General features: G+C 61.9%; 15 protein-coding genes. 7 read left to right on the forward strand and 8 right to left on the reverse strand.

All coding sequences use genetic code 11. The annotated features are described in order from the left end of the window. Positions 1–29: 29 nt before the first annotated feature. The gene (gene hflX / locus ACILSO_RS01110) at positions 30–1,361 is read right to left on the reverse strand and encodes a GTPase HflX (protein ID WP_395735504.1); all 1,332 of its coding nucleotides are present in this window, start codon (positions 1,359–1,361) and stop codon (positions 30–32) included. A 179-nt stretch (positions 1,362–1,540) separates the two neighbouring features. On the opposite strand from hflX, the gene ACILSO_RS01115 reads away from it, so the two are divergent. Next, on the forward strand, positions 1,541–2,041 hold the full coding sequence (locus tag ACILSO_RS01115) for a hypothetical protein (protein ID WP_395735505.1): 501 nt from the start codon (positions 1,541–1,543) through the stop codon (positions 2,039–2,041). A 61-nt stretch (positions 2,042–2,102) separates the two neighbouring features. Here ACILSO_RS01115 and ACILSO_RS01120 read toward each other — a convergent pair whose 3' ends face one another. Together ACILSO_RS01120 and ACILSO_RS01125 are read right to left on the reverse strand one after the other, a co-directional pair. Further along, positions 2,103–2,654: a PH domain-containing protein gene (locus ACILSO_RS01120; RefSeq protein ID WP_395735506.1), complete on the reverse strand. Its 552-nt coding sequence runs from the start codon at positions 2,652–2,654 to the stop codon at positions 2,103–2,105. A gap of 41 nt (positions 2,655–2,695) precedes the next feature. Continuing rightward, entirely contained in the window at positions 2,696–3,661 is a 966-nt protein-coding gene (locus tag ACILSO_RS01125; RefSeq protein WP_395735507.1) for a sugar phosphate isomerase/epimerase family protein, read from the reverse strand. Between the two features lie 146 nt (positions 3,662–3,807). Between ACILSO_RS01125 and ACILSO_RS01130 the strand changes: the two genes are divergently transcribed. Then, positions 3,808–4,779 (forward strand): metallophosphoesterase, encoded by a 972-nt coding sequence (locus tag ACILSO_RS01130; protein ID WP_395735508.1) that lies wholly within the window; start codon positions 3,808–3,810, stop codon positions 4,777–4,779. On the opposite strand, the gene clpX is transcribed toward ACILSO_RS01130, so the two are convergent. Continuing rightward, complete coding sequence (gene clpX / locus ACILSO_RS01135) at positions 4,776–6,065, reverse strand: ATP-dependent Clp protease ATP-binding subunit ClpX (protein WP_395735509.1); 1,290 nt, start codon at positions 6,063–6,065, stop codon at positions 4,776–4,778. The two genes, ACILSO_RS01130 and clpX, sit on opposite strands and share 4 nt — an antisense overlap. A 44-nt stretch (positions 6,066–6,109) precedes the next feature. Then, a complete protein-coding gene (locus tag ACILSO_RS01140; protein WP_395735510.1) occupies positions 6,110–6,754 on the reverse strand; it encodes a hypothetical protein in 645 nt (214 codons plus the stop codon). A gap of 147 nt (positions 6,755–6,901) precedes the next feature. Between ACILSO_RS01140 and ACILSO_RS01145 the strand changes: the two genes are divergently transcribed. Beyond that, entirely contained in the window at positions 6,902–7,276 is a 375-nt protein-coding gene (locus ACILSO_RS01145; protein WP_395735712.1) for a type II secretion system protein, read from the forward strand. A gap of 5 nt (positions 7,277–7,281) precedes the next feature. On the opposite strand, the gene ACILSO_RS01150 is transcribed toward ACILSO_RS01145, so the two are convergent. Together ACILSO_RS01150 and ACILSO_RS01155 are read right to left on the reverse strand one after the other, a co-directional pair. Continuing rightward, entirely contained in the window at positions 7,282–8,052 is a 771-nt protein-coding gene (locus tag ACILSO_RS01150) for a hypothetical protein (protein ID WP_395735511.1), read from the reverse strand. 94 nt (positions 8,053–8,146) lie between these two features. After that, on the reverse strand, positions 8,147–9,118 hold the full coding sequence (locus ACILSO_RS01155) for an alpha/beta hydrolase family protein (protein WP_395735512.1): 972 nt from the start codon (positions 9,116–9,118) through the stop codon (positions 8,147–8,149). 63 nt (positions 9,119–9,181) lie between these two features. Between ACILSO_RS01155 and ACILSO_RS01160 the strand changes: the two genes are divergently transcribed. The 4 genes from ACILSO_RS01160 to ACILSO_RS01175 are packed head-to-tail and all read left to right on the forward strand — an operon-like array spanning position 9,182 to position 14,620. Then, entirely contained in the window at positions 9,182–9,805 is a 624-nt protein-coding gene (locus tag ACILSO_RS01160; RefSeq protein WP_395735513.1) for a septal ring lytic transglycosylase RlpA family protein, read from the forward strand. A gap of 51 nt (positions 9,806–9,856) precedes the next feature. Beyond that, complete coding sequence (locus ACILSO_RS01165; RefSeq protein ID WP_395735514.1) at positions 9,857–10,432, forward strand: RNA polymerase sigma factor; 576 nt, start codon at positions 9,857–9,859, stop codon at positions 10,430–10,432. Next, a complete protein-coding gene (locus ACILSO_RS01170) occupies positions 10,429–13,314 on the forward strand; it encodes a DUF1549 domain-containing protein (protein WP_395735515.1) in 2,886 nt (961 codons plus the stop codon). Before ACILSO_RS01165 ends, ACILSO_RS01170 begins: the two co-directional genes overlap by 4 nt. A 13-nt stretch (positions 13,315–13,327) precedes the next feature. Beyond that, positions 13,328–14,620 (forward strand): DUF1501 domain-containing protein, encoded by a 1,293-nt coding sequence (locus tag ACILSO_RS01175; protein ID WP_395735516.1) that lies wholly within the window; start codon positions 13,328–13,330, stop codon positions 14,618–14,620. On the opposite strand, the gene ACILSO_RS01180 is transcribed toward ACILSO_RS01175, so the two are convergent. Beyond that, positions 14,621–17,755, reverse strand: coding sequence for an efflux RND transporter permease subunit (locus ACILSO_RS01180; protein ID WP_395735517.1), 3,135 nt, complete (start codon positions 17,753–17,755; stop codon positions 14,621–14,623). Between the last annotated feature and the right edge of the window lie 18 nt (positions 17,756–17,773).

A 17,773-nucleotide genomic window follows, 5' to 3' on the forward strand; every position in this document is an offset into this window, starting at 1 on the left:
AAAAAGAAACAGAGATTGGTGATGCTTTTTTACTTCTTTCCTTTTTTTCGGCCAGCCAATTCTGGATTCTCCGGCAGAAATGCCGCAAACCGGCTCTCAAATCGTTTGGGGATGACGCATTGGATTTCGGCGCGGCCGGTTTCGTAGTCTTCGCTGAGCATCTTGCCTTCCTGATGGACGAGGGCGACGAGGTCCATGCGGTCGAGCGGAAGGCTGAGGGTGAGGCGCACGACGCGGTCGATCATGAAGTCGTGCAGGCGGTGCAGCAGATCTTCCATCCCCTGCCCTGACTTCACGGAGACAAAGACGGCCTCCGGAAACTCGCGCTTCAGCTCCATCACCCGCGCGTCATCGATGAGGTCCACCTTGTTGAGCACGAGCAGCACTTTTTTCTCGCCTGCGCCCAGTTCGCTCAGCACCTGGGTGGTCGTCTGGTAAAACTCCATGGCCTGCAGGGAGCTGGAGTCGATGACGTGGATGAGGAAGTCGGCCTGGATGGCTTCTTCCAAGGTGGCGCGGAAGGACTGGACGAGGTCGTGTGGGAGATTGCGAATGAAGCCGACGGTGTCTGTGACAAGGAGGGGCTGGCCGTCGGGCAGCTCCATGCGGCGGGTGGTGGTGTCGAGCGTGGCGAAGAGCTTGTCCTCGACGTAAGAGTCTGCGGCGGTGAGCTTGTTGAGGAGGGAGGATTTGCCGGCGTTTGTGTAGCCGACGATGGCGGCGTGGGGGACGGGGACGCGGCTGCGCTCCTTGCGCATGGTATCGCGCTGCTTTTTGACTTCTTCGAGGTCGGCCTTGAGGCGGTCCAGACGCTTGTTGGCGAGACGGCGGTCGACTTCGAGCTGGGTTTCACCTTCACCACGCGCGGCGCCTGCACCGCCCATGCCGCCGCCGGCACCACCGCCCTGGCGGTCAAGATGCGCCCACATGCGGGTGAGGCGGGGGATGGAGTATTCGAGGCGGGCGAGCTCGACCTGGAGGCGTGCTTCGCGGGTCTTGGCGCGCATGTTGAAGATGTCGAGAATGACTTCGTGGCGGTCGATGACGGCGATGTCTCCTTCGCTTTCCCAGGCGCGCTGCTGGCCGGGGCTGAGCTCATTGTCCCAGACGATGCAGTCAGCGCCGAGGTCCTTCGCCTGCTTCATGAGCTCGGCGGATTTGCCGCTGCCGATGAGGTAGCGGGCGGTGTGCTCGCGGGCGAAGACGAGCTCCTTGCCGATGATATTGATGCCGAGGGTGCCGACGAGCTCGCACAACTCGTCCAGCAAGTCGGAGGCCTCCTCTTTCTGCCGACGGTCAAAATAAGCCGCAATCAAAAACGCATTCTCCACCTGGTTGGGTTTCTCTCGGATATCAAACATGAGGCTCCCAGTATGGAGCGCCGCCAACCATTGCCAAGCAACTCGTCACCCTCTCTTTCCCCTAACGGCGGCTCCGCCACCTTCCCCCCTCCCCACCCGCCGGCTGCTGCAAACGACCGTCGGTGCCGGCAAACTTCCCCCTCGCCCTGCCCTCGAATCCATGCCATGAAAAGGCCGACATGACCCGCCGCTTTTTCCTCCTGCTCAGCCTCTGCCTTGGTCTCGCCGCCTGCGATTCCTCGGACACCGCCCCTCTGCCGCTGAACCTCTATGAATGCGATGCCGGAGAGGCTGCCGTGCGCCATCTCATCTCCAGCCTGCCCGAGCTCAATCCCGGCGTGGCGAAGAGCTACTCCATCGTGCTCGGCGAGATCAACCGAGACGGCATGACGCCCGCGAGCGATGCCTTCACCCAGCGTTTTGCCGACTTGAAGCTCAAGTTCATCAACGCGCAGAATCTGAAGGACATCGAGCCGAACCACACCATCGCCGATCCCGAGACACGCCTGCCGGCATTCGTTCTTCAGCTTCGCAAACTCCAACCCGCCAGCGCCAGCACCTGGGAGGCCGAGGCCGGCTGGAGCTACAAGAAGGAATTTGCGCGCCTGAAGCTGAGCCTGGAAGTCAAAGACGGAAAGACCAGCGTGGTGAAGGCGGAGAAGCTCGAAGGCTCTTCGTGAGGAATGCGCCATGGACTGACACGAATGCCATGCCAGTGAAGTCCATGCGGCCCGGCTCGTTTTAATGCAGCGGAGAGGCGCCGTCCTCGACATTGTCCACGTCCATCTGGCGCACTCTCTTGCGGTCGCGCTCATTCTGGACGGCGGTGCGCAGTTTTTCGCGCACATCCTCGATGCCGGGAATGGCACGCATGTTGAGCGTGGGAGTCGTGGCGTCCGAGGTGATGAGCGTCATGTTGCCCAGGCCGACGAGGCGCAGCAAGAAGGGCTGGTCCATGGTGTAGTCGCGCACGCGGAAAAGCTCCATTTCATCGGTACGTTTGTTGAGGATGCCGGAGCGAATGCGCAGGCGCTGGGTGGTCAGCTCATAGGTGGTGCACTTCGTGGCCCACCAGCGGATCAGCCACATCAGGAGCGGAATGACGAGGGCCACGTAGCCGAGTGCGCCGATGCCAGCGGTGGCCAGACCGAACACGGTGGCCGCAAAACCGATGCCCCCGGCGAGCAGGATGCAGAAGAAGTAGTACCAGAAGTGCACCCACTGGGAAGTGTGGCCGGACCAGAGGTGGGTTTCCACAGCAGCGGCGGGAATGGGGGGATCGACAGGATTCATGATGTGCGGAGTGTTCGGGTTTGAGGATGCGGTCGGAAAAATCAGAGCATCGCCTTGAGTTCGTCCAGCGCCTGCTTGGTGCGCTTAATTCCTTCGATTTCGGTGTGCTTGTCGCCTTCGTACTCGATGCCGATGTAGCCATTGTAGCCGGCCTTCACGACGATGTTGATGAGGCGCTCGAAGTCGAGGGTCATCTCGCGGCCTTCGCGGCGGTCCTCGGTGTAGAATTTGCCGGCGCCGGTATCCCAGTCGTAGGCTTTGGCGCTCATGCCTTTCTTCACCCAGGGCATGAACTCGCGCAGGCCTTTGTAGGGGTTGTAGAGCTCGCCCTTCACACGGTCGGTGTAGAAGTTGCCGAAGTCGGGGAGGATGCCGACGCGGGCGTGGTCCGCCGCTTTCATGACGCCGGTGAGCCAGAGGCCGTTGCTGGAGAGGCCGCCGTGATTTTCGACGACGACGAAGAGTTCGCGTTTGTCGCCCTCCAAGCTCAGGCGGTGCAGGCCGTCGGCGGCGAGTTTCATCTGCTCGTCCCAGCTCAGCTTCGGGTCGCTGGCGGCGTTCACGCGGATGCTGTGGCAGCCGAGGGTCTTGGCGGCATCGAGCCACTTGAGGTGGTTTTCCACGGTCTTGGCGCGCTTCGCTTCATCGGGGTCGCCGAGATTGCCTTCGCGGTCGCACATGATGAGGAGGCCCTTCACGCCTTCGCCGTCCTGGCGCTTTTTCATTTCGCCGAGGTAGGCGGCGTCGGTGGCCTTGTCGAAGAACATCTGGTTCACGTACTCCACACCATCGATGCCGAGGCTGCGCGCGATCTTGCAGAAATCGAGGTGCTCGTGGCGCTCCGCATTGCCCTTGCCAAAGATGCCTTTATTCAGAGACCACTCGGCGAGGGAGATTTTGAAGGGCTCCTTCTTGTCTGCCGCAAAGACAGACGGAGAACCCGCGGCGGCGACGGCGGTGGTGAGGGCTTGCAGGAAATGGCGGCGGGAGAAGGAACTGGAACTCATAAGCGTGGTTGACCGCACTATGACCTGCGATCTCAAACCTCCAGAAGAATTTTCGCCTCCCCTTTGTAACAAAAGACAGCGGCAGGGGCTGCACCTGTGCGTTTCTTGCGCATGACGCACCATCCTCAGCGCGTTCCCCCCTGTCCATGAGTCCCTCCACCCGCAGGCGCTTTCTCCGCCAGACATTTGCCTTCAGCGCTCTCTCAGCCGCATCCTGGCACACTCATTCCACCGCCGCCCCCAGCCCGGATGCGCAGCATTTCCTGGCGATTGGTGACTGGGGCTCCGAGGGCAGCCTTGACCGCCAGCGCTCCGTCGCACGCGCGATGCAGGACTACACCGCCAGGAATGCGCTCCAGACCCGCGCTCTTCTGCTGCTGGGAGACAATTTTTACGGCCAATTTGAAGGCGGCGTGAACTCCCCGCGCTGGCGCACGCAGTTTGAAGAGATGTATCCGCGATCTGCCTTCGACTGCCCCTGCTACGCCATGCTGGGCAATCACGACTACCACGAGGAGCCCGTGAGCAAGCCGGACGATCAGCTGGCGTATGCGGCCAAAGGCGGCACCCGCTGGACGCTGCCTGCGAAGTGGTACCGCTTTGAGATCCCGACCGCCACTTTCCTGGTGCTCGACAGCAACTACCGCAAACCTGAGAAGGGCAAAGGCGGGCTGAGCGAGGAGGAAAAGGCGGCGCAGATGGCGTGGCTGAAAGTGGAGCTGGCACGTCCGCGCGCGACGCCTTTTCTCATCGTGCTTGCGCATCATCCGCTTTACTCCAATGGCAAACATGGAGACAGCAGCACGCTCATCAAGGCATGGGAGCCGCTGTTCCGCGAGCATGGTGTGCATCTGTATCTGTGCGGGCACGATCATGACATGCAGCACCTGGAGCTGGACGCTCATCCCACGTCTTTCGTGATCTCGGGTGCGGGTGGGGCCAGCCTCACGGAGATCGAGCAAGATCCCAAAAAGCGCGGGCCTTTTGGACAGAAAGTCCAGGGCTTCAGTCATCTGGAAATCAGCGCGCAGGCGCTGGTGGTGCGCCATGTCTCCACGGAGGGCAGGGTGCTGCATGGCTTCAGCAAAACGCCCGCGGGTGCTGTGACCGTGCTTTAAGCCGCTTTGCGTTCGACGCGCTTGCGCAGCATGGCGGCGCGTTCGCCTTTGACGACGCCTTCGTTGATGGTGACGCCACGGACGTCCATGCGGCTGGGGACGTCGTACATGACATCGAGCATGATGCGCTCGAAGATGCTGCGCAGGCCACGGGCACCGGTGCCGCGACTCACGGCCTCCTTGGACATGGCGAGCATGGCATCGCGAGTGATGGAGAGCTCGACGCCGTCCATGTGCATGAGCTTTGCATACTGTTTGATCAGCGCATTCTTCGGCTCGGTGAGCACGCGCATGAGTTCCTGCTCGGTGAGGGACTCGAGGGAGCAAACGACGGGGAGACGGCCGATGAATTCTGGGATGAGGCCGAAGGAGAGGAGGTCCTCGGGCTCGACCTGCATCGCGGTTTTGCCGGTGTCCTGTTTCATCAGGTGGGCATTGCCGAAGCCCATGGTCTTGCCGCCGCGGCGGCGCTCCATCATTTTATCGAGGCCGACAAAGGCGCCGCCGCAGATGAAGAGGATGTTCTCGGTGTTCACCTGGATGTACTCCTGCTGCGGGTGCTTGCGCCCGCCCTGCGGTGGGACGTTGCAAACAGTGCCTTCGATGATTTTGAGCAGGGCCTGCTGCACGCCTTCACCGGAGACGTCGCGAGTGATGCTGACGTTTTCGGTCTTGCGGCCGATCTTGTCGATTTCATCGATGTAAACGATTCCCATCTCGGCGCGCGCGACATCGTAGTCGGCGGCCTGAAGGAGGCGGAGGACGATGTTTTCCACGTCTTCGCCGACATAGCCGGCTTCGGTCAGCGTGGTGGCATCGGCGATGCTGAAGGGGACATTGAGGATGCGCGCGAGGGTCTTGGCCAGCAGCGTCTTGCCGCAGCCGGTGGGTCCCATGAGCAGCACGTTGCTCTTTTCGATCTCCACATCGTTCATGTCCGGCATGGCGGTCGTCACTTTGCGCGCGCCGCTGCTGGCGCGAGTGGCCTGCTGCTGCGTGTGGAGGATGCGCTTGTAGTGGTTGTGCACCGCGACGCTGAGGACTTTCTTCGCCTGCGGCTGGCCGATCACGTGCAGGTCCAGCAAGGCGGCGATGTCCGCCGGGCGCGGCACGAGCAGCGAGGGGCCGCTCTCGGAATCGATGGAGGTTTCCTTGTCGAGGATGTTCTTGCAGACGTGGATGCAGTTGTCACAGATGTACACCCCCGGACCTGCGATGAGTTTTTTGACCTCTGCATGGCTTTTGCCGCAGAAGGAGCAGAGAGTGACGTTGGAACCGCGTGCCATGATTTTGGAGGATGCTGCAATGTCGCACGGAAGCAGGATGCACGTCAAGGTGCTTCCACCGAACGCAGAACAACCTGACCTTTGTCATTACGCCCATAGCCGGCGTTGAGTTTTACTTCGGAGAACTTTTGCGGGATCCAGACGCTGTCCCGCGCTTCCAACGCAGCACGCCAGTCAGTCTTTAAGGAATCTCTTAGACTGTGGATCTCCCCCTGCTGGCCGCGCTCCTGGATGATCTGCTCCCAGGAGCCGGTGCCCAGACCCGCGATCACAGCGCCATTCGGCACGGCCGCCGGGTCCAGCAGCCACGCCTGCGGGACCACAGCTCTCAAGGCTGCGAAATGCTTCTGCCGCAATTCCTGCCGCCAAAACCCGCGCAATGCCGGCAGATGCAGCAGCGCCTGCTCCAGCGGGGAATCCGCCAGCGCTGCGTTCCCACCGCTGAGCGAAAGCTTCATGGGAACAGGCGAGTGATCAAAGGAGAGCCACAATTCTCCCTCCGGCGAATGGGCGGGAGCCAGCGCCATCCAGTGGCTGAGAAAACCTCCCAGCTCGCCGGCGATGCGCCCTTTGTCCACACGTGCCCGCAGCACCTCCCGCGCCGCCTTCCAGCGCATCACGCGATAACCCGCCGACTCGACAGCTTCGCGCTGGGTTCTTGGGAGTTCTGCGATGGGGTTGGGTTTCATGTAAAGCTGTCCTTAATGCTGTCCTAATGGCAGACTGCCATCCGTCAAAACGAGAGATTGCGGCAAAAAGATGTTTATGGTAATTATAAACCAGTGCCACCCTCTTTTTACCAGCCTTTCCATTCGCGCTTTCGTCTGAGGATCCAGATGGCACGGGGCTTTTCCATCGTGGAACTTCTCACAGTGATCTGCCTGGTCGGCATTCTCAGCAGCGTGGCGCTGGGCTGGTATGGTGGCAACAACCAGGAAGCCATCGAACGCGTGATTCATCAGCGCAATGCGCAGGAAATCGTTTCTCTGGGCGTGTGTGCGACCATGGGCGGTGCGGACTTCATTGTGCCGGGAGACAAGCAGGCCACGGCGGTCAATCTGGTCGTTGGCGTCACCGGGCAGCAAGGCGTGTGGAAGGACAAACTCTTCCGCCTGACCAATCTCAGGCCCGCTGACCTGCCGGGCGCCCTGACCTTTGTGAAGTTCGAAGCCGGCCTCCTGCTCTACGATCCTGAAGGCCGGCAGCCCTGATGTGGTCAGTCAGCGCGCACTTCCAGCTTGAGGGTGGCAGGCTGCTTCGAAGCTTCCGCCGAATGAGCCGCCGCGGGTTCATCCGAAAAGATCACCACGATTTCGCGGATGGCGCCGTACTCGTGTGCTTTCTGCTCCTTCAGCACCCAGTTTTGCACAAACTTTGCCACGGACAGCCGGCTGGCCTCACGCACATGCTGAATCTTTCCTGGAGCGGCGGCACGTGCCTCTAAGATCGAAGTCAGCCCCTTCTCCAGTGCGGCCATGTTTTCCGCCGCATTGAAGCGGAACCAGCCCGCCTCGGATTTTTTTTCCATCGTTTCGGACCGCACCGCCGGCGGCAGTGAGGGCCGGATGTGCGGCGCGATCACCGTGCAGCGCCCGTTTTCGACGGACATGTCCCACTCGTCAGACAGCTTCAAGTGGTAGCGAAAGACCACCATGGCCCGGATTTCCGCGACGGAGGTGCCGAGGTACACCGCATCGTTGAAGAGGGTCTTCGTATCGTATTTCGTCACCGTCTCCTCCGTGTCCAGCGTTGCGAGTTCCAACACATCTCCTTGAGTGGAGGCGATGCGGCGCACGTTTTCGCGGAAGCTGTGGGAGATGGTCTGCTTCTGAAAATGCTCCGCCAGCCACTTCATGCCGAACCCCGAATCCATAAACTTCCACGCGACAACGCCGCCGACGATCACGGCCCCGAAAAATGTCAGGGCCATCAGACCAAAGCATCCCGGCCGACGGCGGGGAGCAGGTGCAGGATTCGATTCAGACATGCGATGAAAAGAGCTTCAACAACCCGATACCATGCCGCCTCGGACTCCCGCTGCCAATTACGAATCTGGCAAAATCCTAGAATCGCCTTCTCATTCAAGGCACATGGCGCAGCATCCATTCCGCCATTTCCGCGTAGATCGGAAAATCCGTGATCAGCACATTGTCATGATCCGCGCCGGGTATTTCGATCCAGCGTTTCTCGATGCCCTCCGGCAGGGCGCCGTACAAGCGACGCCCGCAGTCAATCGGGATGACGCGGTCTGCCGTCCCATGCGCCACCAGCACCGGACATTTCAGTGCAGGCACGAGCGCCACGGAATTTGCCTCTTCAATCTTCATCCCGGTCTGCCACTCATACACGGGGCCGGCGAGGCTGCGCAGCCCCGCGCCGCACCATGAGCCCAGCATGCTCGCAGCCTGGTTCCGCACGGCGTTGTCCAGAGTGTCAAAGGTCGAGACCAGCACCAAGGTCCGCCAGGGCACTTCATTCTTCACCACGGCCTGAATGCTGACCGCGCCGCCCATGGACATGCCCATGATGCCCGCAGGCTGCGGATCAAACCCAAAGCGGGACACCGCCTCCTTCAGCGCCATCGCCGGCAGGTGGGCCTCCTTCACGCCATAGCAGGCGGTAGCTCCGGGGTGGTCGCCGTGCGCTGGCAGATCAAGCAGGATGCAGCGGAAGCCGACCGCGCAGAAACGCTCCGCGATCAGCAGATAGTCCTCCTTCCGCCCACGCCGGCCATGCACCAGCACGAGACTGCCCACGATCTTTGCCGACGGTGGCAGCGTGATGTTTTTCTTCTGCATCTGCTCGCGGATCAACTGCCCGCGTTTTCCCACCTCTCCGCCCGGCAGGGGTTCGCACATCAGGCAGGGCGTGCCATCGGCGCAGGTGAAGGCTTTCAGAGCCACCCCGTGCGCGGCCGGATTCGCGAGAAATTCATGGTGGTAATCCTGCAAGGGCCGGCGCGCCGGGTGCGCCAGTTGATCCGCCGCCAGCCATCCCGCCAGCGGTGGCACCAGCAGCAGCACGGCTCCCAGCACGATTCGTTTTCTTTTCACGTGCCGATGATGAGCGGGATTGTGCCAGGTGCCAATCGGGTTATGATCGGCGCCCTGAAAATCATGAATCATTCTGCGCTGTTCCGATTTTTCGTCATCGCACTGCCCGCCCTGCTGGCCAGCTGCGCCAAGCCCGCCTACCAGGCCCGCGGATATGCGTCCTACATCGCCGACCAGTATGCCGGTCACTACACCACCTCCGGCGCCATCTACCAGCCCCAGGACTGGACCGCTGCACACAACACGCTGCCCTTTGGCACCGTGGTCAAAGTGAAGAACAACTACAACGGCCGCACCGTGAACGTGACCGTGAACGACCGCTTCCCTTATTATCCCAACCGGGTCATCAATCTCTCGCGCAGAGCGGCCGAGTACATCCAGATTCCTTATCACCAGCTCAGCGATGTCACGGTGACGGCCGACACGATTCCCGGCGGTGCCGCTCCGTCCTCCGGCTATGCCGCCCCTGCGCCTGCCACCTACCCTACTCCGCCGTCCAACTACCGGGCTCCGGCTCCCGCACCCAAAAAGACCGTGGCGGTGAAAAAGAAATCAGCACCGCAAAACTACTACTCCCCTCCAGCTTCGAACTACCGCCGGCCCACAGCGATTCCACCTGCAGGCGCCGGCACCATGGCTCCTCCGGCCGGGCTGCCGCCGCCACCTCCGGGATACGAGGGGAGATAGAATTGAAAATTTCTGCCACACTTCAGCTTCGGGCGTCCATATCCCCAGTGCATGGCAACACCCTCCGACTCTGAAGCTCCAAACGACGCCGCTCTGGCCGGGCAGGTCCAGCGTGGCGATGAAGCTGCATTTCGCATGCTCATGCAACGGCACCTGCAGCCGCTGCGCCGATTTCTCGCCCTGCGTGCTCCCGTTCCGGACCTGATCGACGAGGTGGCGCATGACGCCTTTGTGTTTGCCTATCAAAACATGGCCGACTTCACCGAAGGCTCCCTGCAGCCCTGGCTGCGCAGCATTGCCCACAATCTGCTGCGCGACCGCCTCAAGGCCTATGCGCGCGAATGCGTCAAACACGAGCGCTACTCCGAACAGGTGCGCTGGGAGATGGCGCTGGAGGCTTCCGACCATCCGGTGAGCGCGGAGTCGGACCACCTCGCAGCCTGCCTTGAAAAGCTCCGCCACCATCAGCGCACCATCGTTGACCTGCGCTACGAGAAGCAGCTCTCCAGCGAGGAGATCGCCCAGCGCACCGGGCGCAGCACCCTCGCCGTGCGCACCCTGCTCATGCGTGTGCGCCAGCAGCTGCGCAAATGCATCGAATCCCAGCTGGAGCAACGCCCCGCATGAACTTCGACGAAGCCATCGACAAAGCCCTGGAAGGAGTGCTTTCCAATCAGGAGTGGCAGGTGCTCATGAGCGATCCTGACACGCTCAAGGAGCTTGAGCTGCAGCTCGGCATGGATGCGCTGCTGCGCCTGGAGTTGGAAAAAAGCGACACTCCGGCCGCACTGCAGGACGCCATCGAAGCCAGCGTGAACGTCTCCCCCATCGACGACCTCATGCGCAGCATCGAGGCCGCCACCATCGGCCGCCGTCAGCGGCGCTGGTTCACCTTCCTGCCAAACTGGAAGACAGCGGCGGCAGCCCTGATCATCGGCTTCCTCGGCGGCACGTTCCTGTGGCCGCAGGCCTTTCTCTGGCTCGACCTCGCCCCCACCGTGGCCCAGCGCACTGGCAAACGCGTGATCATGGACGGCCGCATCATCGCCAATCCACCGGCACCGCCCGTGGTGGTGGAAGCGGAACCCATTCAGCTGCCACCTGCGCCTGCGCCTACGCCACCTCCACCCAGCGTGCCGATCGTCGCCCCTTCTCCGGCTCCGCCACCACCACCGCCAGCACCCGTCATCGTCGTCGCGGAGCCAAAAATTGAGGCGGCTCCCGTGGCAGCGCCTCCAGCCCCCACACCACCGGCGCCCGAGAAAAGGGAGACCGGCATGGTCCCTTCCAAGAGTCTTGCATCAAAACCCGTGCACGACATGTCCGCTGAGATTCCCGGCATCTCCGGCAAGGTCCATTTTGAAAAGCAGGTCCTTCCCATTTTGGAGCGCTCCTGCTTTGAATGCCACAACAGCCAGATGAAGAAGCCGAAAGGCGGCATCCGCCTGGATGACGTGGAGGCGATCCGTGAAAAGAGCCAGACCGACAATCTCGTGCTCCCACACAAGGCCGCCAAAAGCACGCTGGTGAAATCCATTTCCCGCAAACCCGGTGACGACGATCTCATGCCTCCTGCCAACGATGGCAAGCCGCTGAGCGCCGAGGAGATCGCTCTCATCCGGCGCTGGGTCGAGGAAGGGGCAAACTTCGGCTCATGGACCTCGGCGCGCTCCAAGGAGGTCACCATCACCACCCTGAACGAAACCGTTGATCTCTCTCACCTGCAATCGGTCGCCGCGCGCATCGACCAGCTCATTGAGCAGGATCTCAGCAAGCACGCGGAGGAGCCCCGCCCCATGGCCAGCAACTACGTCTGGCTGCGCCGCGTGTATCTCGATCTCATCGGCCGCATTCCCACCAGCGATGAAACCAAACGCTTCATCACTGCCAGGGAAACGGACAAGCGCGCCCACCTGATCAATGAACTGCTGGCCTCCAACGGCCACATCAGCCACATGTTCAACTACTGGTGCGATCTTCTCCGCGCCAAAGACAAGCTCGCCGAAGACGTGCAGGGAGACTTCTACCTCGCGTGGATCAAGCAGAGCATCCGTGACAACAAACCCTTTGATCAGTGGACGCGCGAACTGCTCAGCCCGCAGGGCTACGGCTGGCGCGCACCCGCCGCAGGCTACTACCTGCGCGATGGCGAAAACCGCGCCGCCAACATCGAGAGCACCGCCACCCTTTTCCTCGGCACGCAGATTTCCTGCGCGCAGTGCCACGACCATCCTTACAACCGCTGGACGCGCAAAGACTACCATCAGTTCCTCGCGTGGACCTCCGGCATCCGCACGGCCAGCAAGGAAGAAGCTGTCGGTGCTGTTGACGAAAAAGAAATTCGCGAAGCCGTCGCTCACTACAACAAACTGGCCAACGCCAAGAACGACTACGACTACGAACGAAAAGAAAAGTACAAGCGCATCCGGGATGCCCTGCTGGCCCTCCAGCGTGCGGCAGGCGGCGCGGGCGTGGTCAATGGAGAAGGCAGCCCTGCCAAGCTTCCCGAAGACTATCAATACCCGGATGGCAAGCCGGGTGAAATGATTCCCGCGGCAGTGCTCTACGGTGCACCGCCCCCTGACAGTGCACGCCCGGCGGACACGCTGGCCGCATGGATCACGGAACCCAACAACACCCGCTTCAGCCTCACTCTGGCCAATCGCCTCTGGGCAAAGCTCTTCGGCGTGCCCTTCGCCGGCCGGGTCGATCAAGTGCGTGAAATTGCGGACTGCGCGAATCCCGACCTCGCGCAGTACCTGGTCAACGTGGTGCGCGAGTCGAAATACAACGTGCGTGAGATCCTGCAAATCTTCTGCCTCACCAGGGCGTACCAGCGCGAGGCCGGCATGCCGCCGCCAGATTCCACCGTGGCTTATCGCTTTCCCGGCCCGGTGATCCGCCGACTCACGGCCGAGCAAGTGTGGGACTCCATGATGTCCCTCGCCGTGAAGGATCTCGATGCCACTCTGGACTTCGAAGCGCCGGGTGTCGCGGCACTGGAAGCCGCCGTCGCCGCCAAAAAAGTCAGCGAGGTCACCGCCATGGCGCGCAAGATCGCCAGCCAGGAAGAGCGCGCCATGCTCGTCGAGGAGCGCCGCGCCCGCCTGCGCAAAGACATGGCGCAAGAGTTTGCCGGCGGCGGTCTGGAGCGTGCCTCTGAACTGCCGCAGCCGACTCCGGACGGCCACTTCCTGCGCATGTTTGGCCAGGGCAACCGCGACTTCATCGGCGATGCCTGGAGCGCCTCGACCGTGCCTCAGGCCCTGCTCATGCTGAACAGTGATTTCTTCGACCATGTAGCCCGTTCCGGCAGCCCGCTTTCCGACAGCCTGCGCGGACTCAACAACATCCGCGAAGTTGCGCGCGGCTCCTTCCTGGCCGTGCTCACGCGTGAGCCGACTCAGGCCGAACTCGACGCCTGCAAGGAGACGCTGGGAGAAACACGCAACGCCAAGGCGCTCGCCCGCACCCTGCTCTCCACCGCCGAATTCATGTTCCAAAAATAACCGCCCGGCTTTTATGAAACACTCGCTCAACCGCCTCGATGACATCTCCCGCCGCGAGCTGATCACACGTCTGGCCCGCACATGCCTCGGCGTCAGCCTGGTGCCGCCACCGGGCCTGGCGCGCGCGCTGGAAACGAGCGCGCCCAAGTTCGCCAGCCACGTGATCTATCTCTACATGCGCGGCGGCATGAGCCACATCGACACCTTTGATACCAAGCCCGATGCCCCCGACGGCCACCAGGGCCCTGTGCGCACCATCAAGACGAAGGCGGACGATCTGCAGTTCTCCGGCTATTTCCCCATGCTGGCGGAGCATGCCAAAAAAATCGCCGTCGTCCGCTCCATGCACCACACGCAGGGCGCTCACGAGCCGGGCGTTTATAAAGTGCTCACCGGCTTCGAGATGTCCGCGTCCGTTCGTCATCCCACCCTCGGCTCCTGGGTGGCGCGGCAGGTCACCCAAAGTCACGGCACCCTGCCGCCGTACATCCGACTCGCAGGTCTCGCAGGTCATCCCGGCAGCGGCTTCATGGATGCCCGCTATGCCCCGGTCCCAGTGCTGGATGCCGCCAAAGGCCTGGAGCACACCCAGCTGCAAAACGGCGACTCCATGACCAATCTGCGCAAGCGCAGCGGCCTCGCCGAAAAGCTCAACAGCGACTTCCTCAACCGCTATCCCATGGCCGATGTGAAGGCGCATGCTGATGTCTACGCCGATGCCATCAAGCTCATGACCAGCAAGGATCTTGAAGCCTTCGACATCACCCAGGAAAAAAACCGCACGCTGGAGGAATACGGCGGCGACTACTTCGGCCAGGGACTTCTGCTGGCCCGCAGGCTCGTCGAGCGCGGCACCAAGTTCGTCGAGATCGAGCTCGGCGGCTGGGACACGCATGAGGACAACTTTGCGAAGGTCGAGTACAACGCCAGCCGCGTGGACTACGGTGTCAGCACCCTGCTGGCAGATCTGGAGGCCCGCGGCCTGCTGGAGAGCACGCTGGTGGTTCTGACCACCGAATTCGGACGCACTCCCAAGATCGAAAAAACTGGGCGCGGTCATCATCCCATAGCCTTCTCCTCCTTCATCGCCGGCGGCGGCGTCAAAGGCGGCCAGGCGTATGGCAAGACGGATGAAACGGGGACGCACGTGGTCGAAAATCCCGTCACCGTGCTCGACTTCCACGCCACCATCGGCGCGCTTCTCGGCATCCCTGCGCAAGAAACCATTTCCGGTGGTGGCGGCAGCTTCAGCATCTACGGCGGCACCGGCGCCAAACGCGGGGTGCCGATCGCCGCTCTGATCTGATCATTCTTTTTTCACCGGTCGCTCGATCCAGTCATACAGCATCGGCAGCAGCAGCAGCGTGAGCAGGGTGGAGCTGATGATGCCGCCGATCACCACCGTGGCCAGCGGGCGCTGAACCTCTGCTCCCGCGCCGTGCGCGAGGGCCATCGGCACAAAGCCGAGCGCCGCGACGAGCGCCGTCATCATGACGGGCCGTAATCGAGTGGCCACGCCGTTGAGCACCGCCTCGCGCACGCCCATGCCTTCCTCACGCAATTCATTGAAGTAGTTCACCAGCACCAGCCCATTCAGCACCGCCACACCGCTGAGCGCGATGAAACCGACCGCCGCCGTGATGCTGAACGGCATGCCCCGCAGCCCCAGCGCGATGATTCCACCCGTCAGCGCCAGCGGAATACCTGTGGCCACCAGCAGCGTCTGCCGGATGCTGCCGAAGGCGAAAAAGATCAGCATCAAAATCAGCGCCAGCGCCGTGGGCACCACGATGATCAGGCGCGCGCGCGCCTCCTGCAGGTTTTCAAAAGTTCCGCCAAACTCGAAGCTGTAGCCCTCGGGGAAGACCACCTCTTTTTTGATCCGTGCCGAGGCCTCGTTCACAAAGCCTTCCATGTCCCTGCCTCCGCCCACTTTTACCAGCACAGCCGCGCGCCGTTGAGTGCGGCTGTGGCGGATAGGCTCGACCGTTTTCTCCGTGCGAATGTCCACAGCATCGCCCAGCGCGAGCATTCCAAAATCTCCAACCCGCAGCGGCAGGCTCTTCATGATCTCCTCCTTGGCACGCTCCTCTTCGGGGAGGCGCACGACGATATCACGTTTGCGGTTGCCTTCGACGACCTGGCCTGCCACCTCGCCGCCGAGGCCGGCTGAAACAGCATGATTGAGTTCAGCGAGCGGGACATTGTATTTGGTAAGAATGTCGCGTTTCACCTGCATGACGACAGTGCTGGTCCGCCCGTTTGTTTCGAGCTCGGCATCTCCGCCCCGCGTGCTTCTGATGATTTCCCGCACCTGCTCCGCCAGCTTTTCGAGCACATCAAACTCAATGCCGTAGATGCGCACGGTCAGCTCGGCCTTGGAGCCTTCCATCATCTCATTGAAGCGTGTCTCGATCGGCTGCCCAAACTCGATGGTCTGGTCGTCATGCTCGCTGAGCGCCTCCTTCTCGATGGCCTCGCACAGTTCGGCCTTGTTGGCCGGCAGCCCGGGACCTTTCGGCCACTCCGAGACCGGGGTGTAGAAGATGTAGAAATCCGTCTCATTGGGGGGCATCGGATCCGTGGCGACCTCGCTGGTGCCGCTGCGGGAGAAGAAGCGCGTCACCTGGGGAAATTTTTTCCTCACCATCTCACCGAGCACGAGATCCTCATGCAGCGACTCCTTGAGGCTCATGCCCACCTTGCGGTAGATCATGCCGGCGATGGAACCTTCATCCAGCTTGGGCACAAACTCCGCCCCCAGAGTGGTGAAGCGCCAGCCGCAAAAGGCAAAGAAACCGACGGCAACCAGCACGACCAGCCAGCGCAGGCGGATGGCCGCACGCAGCATGGGCTGAAACACGCGGTTCAGTCCCGCGATGATCCAGTTTTCCTTTTCCGCAATGTCGCCGCTCAGGAAGAACGAGCACATCGCAGGCATGAGCGTGAGCGCCAGCAGCAGGGCTCCGGCCAGCGCAAAGATTACCGTCACGGCCATGGGGCGGAACATTTTGCCCTCAACGCCGGTAAGCGTGAGGATCGGCAGATAGACGATGGTGATGATGAGCACGCCAAAGAACATCGGGCTGGCCATCTGCTTGCTGCCTGCGAGTACTTCGCGTGAACGCTCCTCGTTGGTGAGCCTGCGGCCCAGATGATGCTGCTTGATGCCGAGCCTGCGGATGATGTTTTCCACCATGACCACGGCGCCATCGATGATGAGGCCGAAATCCACCGCGCCAAGGCTCATCAAATTCCCTGACCATCCGCCCTGCACCATGCCGCAGATGGCAAAGAGAAACGAGAGCGGAATGGCCAGCGCCACAATCAATGCCGCACGCCAGTTCCCCAGCAGCACCAGCAGCACGACGATGACGAGCACCGCACCTTCGACGAGATTTTTTTCCACCGTTCCGACCGTAGCCTCCACAAGGTCCGAACGTTCATACACCACCGTCACATCCATTCCCGGGGGGAGCTTCTCGCGCAGCTCCTCCAGTTTGGGCGCCACACGATGGCAGACCACGCGCGCGTTCTGGCCCATGAGCATCATCACCGTGCCGAGGACAACTTCCTCGCCATCCATCGTCGCCGCACCTCCGCGAAACCCCGCGCCCCATTGCACTTTCGCCACATCCTGCACCCGCAGCGGCTCAATGGCGGCGCCAAACTTGACCGGCAGCTTCGCGATTTCCTCGGCCGTGCTCACACGGCCCACACTGCGAATGGTGAGCTGCTCGCCGTCGCGATTGATGACACCACCGCCGGCGTTTTCGACATTGCCCCGGATGATGGCGGCCAGCTCGCCCACGGTCATGTTGGCCGCCTTCAGCTTGTCGAGCATGGGCTCCACCGTGACCTGGCGTTGATGGCCGCCATTGCTGTTGATCTCCGCAACCCCCTGCACCACGCGCAGGTGAGGTTTCACGATGTATTCATGCGTCTCCCACAGGCGCATCAGCCCTTCACGCTCATCGGCAGGCTTCTCCCTGGCGCCTTTCTTCCAGTGCAGCGTGTAGTAGAAGATTTCACCGAGACCGGTGCTGATGGGGGCGAGGCTGAGCGCGCTGCCCGGCGGCAGATCACGCATCACCGCAGTGAGACGTTCGGTCACCAGCTGCCGTGCGCGGAAGATGTCCGCATCGTCTTCGAACTGGATCGTCACCTGGCTGAGGCCAAATTTCGTCAGCGACCGCGAGTCCAGCACCCCTGGCATACCAGAAAGTGCCATTTCGATGGGGCGCGTGACCGCGCGTTCAGATTCTTCCGGCGCCAGCGCCGGCACCGACACGTTCACCTGCACCTGCGGGCCGGTGAGATCCGGCACCGCATCAATCGGCAGGTGCATGAGGGAATACAGGCCCGCCCCCAGCAGGCCAAAAGCGCCCAGCAGCACGAGAGCGCGCTGGCGTACGGAAAAGTCGAGAATGAAATTGAGCATGGCCGCAAAGACTCAGGA

The organism is Prosthecobacter sp., from assembly GCF_044226605.1.
Classification (GTDB): Bacteria; Verrucomicrobiota; Verrucomicrobiia; order Verrucomicrobiales; family Verrucomicrobiaceae; genus Prosthecobacter.